General features: G+C 70.6%; 9 protein-coding genes and 1 pseudogene. 8 read left to right on the plus strand and 2 right to left on the minus strand.

Features of this window, described 5'->3' with window-relative positions; translation table 11 throughout:
* The 8 genes from ACKVMH_RS12475 to ACKVMH_RS12510 all read left to right on the plus strand — a co-directional run.
* A partial coding sequence (locus ACKVMH_RS12475; RefSeq protein WP_412700539.1) for a hypothetical protein occupies positions 1–280 on the plus strand: 280 nt, incomplete at its 5' end.
* A 64-nt stretch (positions 281–344) separates the two neighbouring features.
* Positions 345–1,208: an SPFH domain-containing protein gene (locus tag ACKVMH_RS12480; RefSeq protein ID WP_412700540.1), complete on the plus strand. Its 864-nt coding sequence runs from the start codon at positions 345–347 to the stop codon at positions 1,206–1,208.
* Positions 1,209–1,394 carry a type II toxin-antitoxin system antitoxin gene (locus tag ACKVMH_RS12485; RefSeq protein WP_412700541.1) on the plus strand — a complete coding sequence of 62 codons (186 nt, stop codon included), beginning with the start codon at positions 1,209–1,211 and terminating at the stop codon, positions 1,392–1,394. It abuts the gene before it with no gap.
* Positions 1,391–1,570: a DUF4177 domain-containing protein gene (locus tag ACKVMH_RS12490; RefSeq protein WP_215218421.1), complete on the plus strand. Its 180-nt coding sequence runs from the start codon at positions 1,391–1,393 to the stop codon at positions 1,568–1,570. Before ACKVMH_RS12485 ends, ACKVMH_RS12490 begins: the two co-directional genes overlap by 4 nt.
* Positions 1,571–1,628: 58 nt before the next feature.
* On the plus strand, positions 1,629–2,399 hold the full coding sequence (locus tag ACKVMH_RS12495; RefSeq protein ID WP_459167116.1) for an alpha/beta hydrolase: 771 nt from the start codon (positions 1,629–1,631) through the stop codon (positions 2,397–2,399).
* On the plus strand, positions 2,290–3,096 hold the full coding sequence (locus ACKVMH_RS12500; protein WP_412700543.1) for an alpha/beta hydrolase family protein: 807 nt from the start codon (positions 2,290–2,292) through the stop codon (positions 3,094–3,096). The genes ACKVMH_RS12495 and ACKVMH_RS12500 overlap by 110 nt, the downstream gene beginning before the upstream one ends.
* 32 nt (positions 3,097–3,128) lie before the next feature.
* A complete protein-coding gene (locus ACKVMH_RS12505; protein ID WP_412700544.1) occupies positions 3,129–3,671 on the plus strand; it encodes a PH domain-containing protein in 543 nt (180 codons plus the stop codon).
* Between the two features lie 9 nt (positions 3,672–3,680).
* The gene (locus ACKVMH_RS12510; RefSeq protein ID WP_412700545.1) at positions 3,681–4,496 is read left to right on the plus strand and encodes a M15 family metallopeptidase; all 816 of its coding nucleotides are present in this window, start codon (positions 3,681–3,683) and stop codon (positions 4,494–4,496) included.
* Positions 4,497–4,505: 9 nt separating this feature from the next.
* Here the strand turns inward: ACKVMH_RS12510 and ACKVMH_RS12515 are convergent, their stop codons facing one another.
* Together ACKVMH_RS12515 and ACKVMH_RS12520 are read right to left on the minus strand one after the other, a co-directional pair.
* Entirely contained in the window at positions 4,506–5,177 is a 672-nt protein-coding gene (locus ACKVMH_RS12515) for a DNA-3-methyladenine glycosylase family protein (RefSeq protein ID WP_215218424.1), read from the minus strand.
* A 2-nt stretch (positions 5,178–5,179) separates the two neighbouring features.
* A pseudogene (locus ACKVMH_RS12520) lies at positions 5,180–5,412 on the minus strand (DUF423 domain-containing protein); the annotation flags it as partial.

The following is a 5,412-nucleotide window of genomic DNA, read 5'->3' on the forward strand; positions in this document are numbered from 1 at the left end:
CGCGGCGGCCTCGCCCCGCCGCGCACGGCTCGACGGCCAGGTCACCGCCGCCGCGGTATCGCCGGACCGCAACACGCTGGCGGTGATGACCTACCGCTACCTGCTGCTGTATCCGCGCCCCGCCAACGGCAACTGGGCCGACGCCGTCGCCGGCACGCCGCGTACCAGCGAGCTGCCCTGGCTGCCACAGGCCGAGGCGCTGGGCTGGTCCCCGGACGGGCGCAGCCTGTATGCCACCGGCGAGTTCATCCCCGCCCCGCTCTATCGGATCGACCCCTGACCGGCACTTGCGCGTGATATCAATTTGATATCAACTGCTCTCAACCTCATCGAGAGTCCGCGCCATGAAAGAGAACCCCGTCCGCTCGCTGCCCGGCATCCCGATGCTGCTGGGCCTGATCGTCGCGATCCTGGTGGCCGCCGGGCTGCTCATCACCGGCGTGGGTGGCCAGCACCCCGCATCGATCATCGGTGGCATCGTCATCGGAGCGCTGTCGATCTTCTGTCTGGTCGGCCTGTACATGGTCGAACCCAACCAGTCCGCCGTGCTCAGCCTGTTCGGCAAGTACATCGGCACGGTCCACGACAACGGCCTGCGCTGGAACAACCCGTTCTTCACCAAGCGCAAGGTCTCGCTGCGGGTGCGCAACTTCGAAAGCGGCAAGCTCAAGGTCAACGAGCTGGAGGGCAGCCCGATCGAGATCGCCGCGGTGATCGTCTGGAAGGTGGTCGACTCGGCCGAGGCGGTCTTCAACGTCGACGACTACGAAAGCTTCGTCCACATCCAGTCCGAGGCCGCGCTGCGCAGCATGGCCACCAGCTACCCCTACGACCAGCACGAGGACGGCCAGGTCTCGCTGCGCAGCCACCCCAACGAGATCTCCTTGCACCTGAAGGAGCAACTGGACGAGCGCCTGAACACGGCCGGCGTCGACGTGCTCGAGGCGCGCATCAGCCACCTGGCCTACGCCCCCGAGATCGCCCACGCGATGCTGCAGCGCCAGCAGGCCAACGCGGTCATCGCCGCGCGCACGCGGATCGTCGCCGGTGCGGTCGGGATGGTCGAGATGGCGCTTGAGGAACTGCAGAAGAACGACGTCGTGCGGCTCGACGAGGAGCGCAAGGCGGCGATGGTCAGCAACCTGTTGGTGGTGCTGTGCGCCGACCGCGGCACCCAGCCGGTGGTCAACGCGGGCAGCCTGTACTAGATGTCCGAAAAGAAGGGCTACGCGCTGCGCATCAATGTCGACGTGCTCGCCGCGGCGCAGCGCTGGGCCGACGATGAGCTGCGCAGCCTCAATGCCCAGATCGAGTACGTCCTGCGCGATGCGCTGCGCAAGGCCGGCCGATTGCCGCACACCCCCCGTCACGAAGACCCGGAAGACACGCCATGAACAAGCAATGGACCTACGAAGTGGTGGAACTGACCCCGAACATGATGGGCCCGCCGATGTCGGAGCGGATCCGCGAGGAGCTCGACCGGCTCGGCAGGCTCGGCTGGGAACTGGTCTCGACCGCGCAACTGACGCCGTTCGACCACGTCCGGCTCGTGCTCAAGAAGGAGCTCTGAGATGCCCCGTCGACTGCTCCACGCCGCGTTGGGCTCGGTGTTGCTGGCATCGACCGCGATGGTCGCTCCCGTGCAGGCCGCCCCTCCCGCCCCTGCCGCCGCGCAGGTGGATCCCGTCGCCATTGCGATCACCCTGCTCGACCGCCTCGATGCCGGCGAGTACGAGGCGGTCGAGGCAGGCTTCACCGCGCAGATGGCCGAGGCCGTCCCGGCCGCGCAGCTGCGGGCGATCTGGGAGTCGCTCCCGCGACAGGCCGGCGCTGCCACCGGGCGCGGGACCCCACGCGTGGTCGAGCAGGAGGACATGCGGATCGTCCTCGTGCCGTTGCACCACGAGAAAGCCGAACTGGTTGCGCAGGTGGTGGTCGATGGCGACGGGCGCGTCGCCGGGCTGATGATCAAGCCGGCCCCGCCCGCGCCAGCCGAGGCACCAGCGCCGGACGCCCCGTTCGAGGAGCGCGGGTTCAGCGTCGGCGACGCCGGCCGCGCGCTCGGCGGCACCCTGGCGATCCCCAAGCACGCGAGCGCGCCGGTGCCGGGGGTGGTGCTGGTGCACGGATCGGGTCCGCAGGACCGCAACGAGACGGTCGGTGCCAACCGGCCCTTCCTGGACATTGCCCGCGCATTGGCCGCACGCGGCATCGCGGTGCTGCGCTATGACAAGCGCACCCAGGCACGTCCGCAGGATTTCGCCGGCGGTGACTACGACGTCGANGCTGGTGCACGGATCGGGTCCGCAGGACCGCAACGAGACGGTCGGTGCCAACCGGCCCTTCCTGGACATTGCCCGCGCATTGGCCGCACGCGGCATCGCGGTGCTGCGCTATGACAAGCGCACCCAGGCACGTCCGCAGGATTTCGCCGGCGGTGACTACGACGTCGACGACGAAACCACCGACGATGCGGTCGCCGCGGTAGCCGCCCTCCGCGAGGTCGATGGCGTCGACCGCGACCGGGTGTTCGTACTGGGCCACAGCCAGGGCGGAATGCTGGCACCGCGCATCGCCGAAGCATCGGGCAACATGGCCGGGCTGGTCATGCTCGCCGCCCCCGCGCGGCCGTTATTGGACCTGCTGCCCGAGCAGAACCGCTACCTGTTCGCCGCCGACGGGGAGATCGTCCCCGCCGAACAGCAATTCCTCGACAGCCTGGACGCCTCGATCGCGCGCATCCGCAGCGGCGCGACGATGGACGCCAGGGACACGCCGCTGGGCCTGCCGGTCGCGTACTGGCGGGGCCTGGACGCCATCGACCCCGTCGCCGACGCCCTCGCCATCGACATCCCGATCCTGCTGCTGCAGGGCGGCCGCGACTTCCAGGTCGTCGATGCCGACTGGCAGCGGTGGCGCCGCGCGCTGGCCGACCGCCCGGACACGTCGTTCAAGCACTACCCCGCGCTCAACCACCTCGGGATCGCCGGCCAGGGCGCGGGCACGCTGGCCGAATACGACCGGCCCGGACACGTCGACGCCGGACTGATCGACGATGTCGCCGAGTGGATCCTGTCCACGGACGCGACCGAATGACGGCGGGCCCCGCGACCGACCGCGCAATCCAATTGCGCCCCGTATCGACCCAGTCGCGCGTGATGCTGGCCGCGCTGGTGCTCGGGCTGCCGCTGCTGTCGCTGGTGATCCTGCCGACCCTCGGCATCGCCGACCCGGGAGCGGTGGACCGCACGCCAGCGTGGGTCGTGCCGGGCACGGCAGCGTTCTGCGTCGCCCTTGCGGTCGCGCTGGACTGGGGCCTGCGACGCCACCGCATTGCACTCGACGCGAGCGCGCTCGAAGTCACGACTTCCTTCTACCGGCGCCGCATCGCGCTGGGCGACCTGCGCATCGACCAGGCCCGGGTCGCGGACCTGGACGAACGCACCGAGCTGCGGCCCGCGCTCAAGACCAACGGCACCGGCCTGCCGGGCTTCAAGAGCGGCTGGTTCCGCCTGCGGAACGGCAACAAGGCGCTGGTCGCGACCGTCGGCGGCAGGCGCGCGCTGTGGCTGCCGACACGGCTGGGGTACGACCTGTTGCTGGAACCGGTGCGTCCGCAGGCGCTGCTGGACCGCCTGCGCGAACTGGCCGCCCCGAAGCCCGGGCGCTAACCTGCGCCCATGCGTGGCCAACCCGACATCCTGGTCAACACCGCCGAGATCGAGCTCTGGCCGCACGGGCTCTTGCGCGCCCGCAGCAACCACGATGCCCGTGCCCTGGCACGCGCCCGGCACGTGCTGCGGCGCAAGCGCGACGGCCGCTACCTCGCAGCCGACCTGCCCGAAGGGTTGCTGCCACTGGTCCCGCGGCTGGCGCGCGAACCGGGGATCGACGCCGCGCTGGACGCACTCGAATGGCACCCGGGCCACCGCCGGCCCGGCATCGAACGCGTCGGCGAACTGCCGCTGGACCGTCTCCACGAACGGCTCGAAGCGCTTGGACTGGACGACAGCTACGGTGAGCGTACCGGCCTGGCGCTTGTCGCCGAACCGGAATGGCTGGCGCTGGCGGGGTTCGACCGGTTCCGCCGACCACTGTGGCTGCACACCGACGCTGCACGCGCCTGGCGCCACCTGCAGGCGGCGGCCGGTCGCGACGGTGTGGTGCTGGAGGCGATCTCCGGCTATCGCAGCCACGATTACCAGCTGGGGATATTCGAGCGAAAGCGCGCGCGCGGGCTCGGGATCGCTGACATCCTCGCGGTGAACGCCGCGCCCGGCTACAGCGAGCACCACGCCGGCTTCGCGCTCGACGTCGGCACCCCGGGGGAGCCGCCGGCCGAGGAGACCTTCGAATCAACCCCCGCATTCGCCTGGCTGACTGACAACGCCAGCGGCTATGGCTTCACGATGAGCTACCCGCGCGACAACCCGCACGGCATCGTCTACGAACCCTGGCACTGGCGCTGGGCGCCGGTCGACGCAATGGCCGACTGAGGCCCCGCCTCACTCCTGCGAGCGCTTGGTCGGCGCCTTGGCCCCCGCCGCACTGTCGGCGATCCGCCACAGATAGAAGCTGGCATAGCTGCGGTACGGCCCCCATCGCTCGCCGCGTTCGGCAAGCTGTTTCGGCGTCGGCATCGCCTCCAGGCGGTCGACCATCTGCGCGCCCTTGCGGATGCCCAGGTCGTCGACCGGCAGCACGTCCGGCCGCCCCAGCCGGAACATCAGCATCATCTCCACCGTCCAGCGGCCGATGCCGCGAACCGGCACCAGCGCGTCGATGATCGCGTCGTTGTCCATCGTCGCCATCCGCCGCAGCGACGGGATCTCGCCGCGCTCCTCGCGAGCGGACAGGTCCCGCAGCGCCAGCAACTTGTTGCCCGACACGCCGCAGCCGCGCAGGGTCGCGTCATCGCACCGGCCGAGCGTGTCGTAGTGCAGGCGCTCGCTGCCGATCGCCGCCTCCACGCGCCCCACGATGGTCGATGCGGCCTTGCCGCTGAGCTGCTGAAACAGGATCGCCCGTGCCAGCGCGTCGACCGGATCGAACGTCTTGCGCCAGCGTGGATCCGGCGCGATCGGCCCCAGCTCGCGCATCCAGCGGGCGAGCTTGCGGTCGCGGCGGGTCAAATGCGCGTGGGCGGCATCGGTGTCGAACCCGCGGGCGTGGCGCATCGTCAGTGGCCCAGCCGGTCGGCCGCCCAGCCCAGCCACGCGAAGATCATGAGGCCACCGCCGAGCGGCGCGAACACCGTCGGCGCGTCGAACAGGTGGGCCGCGACCAGGCTGCCCGAGAACAACAGGGTGCCAAGCAGCAGCCCCATCAACGCCAGCCGCGCCGACCACCGGACCGCCAGGGGCCCGAGCGCGGCCAGCGCGATGCCGTGGCCGAACGCGAACAGCGCGGCCG

It is taken from the genome of Lysobacter zhanggongensis (genome assembly GCF_046638635.1).
In the GTDB taxonomy this organism is placed as follows: domain Bacteria; phylum Pseudomonadota; class Gammaproteobacteria; order Xanthomonadales; family Xanthomonadaceae; genus Novilysobacter; species Novilysobacter luteus.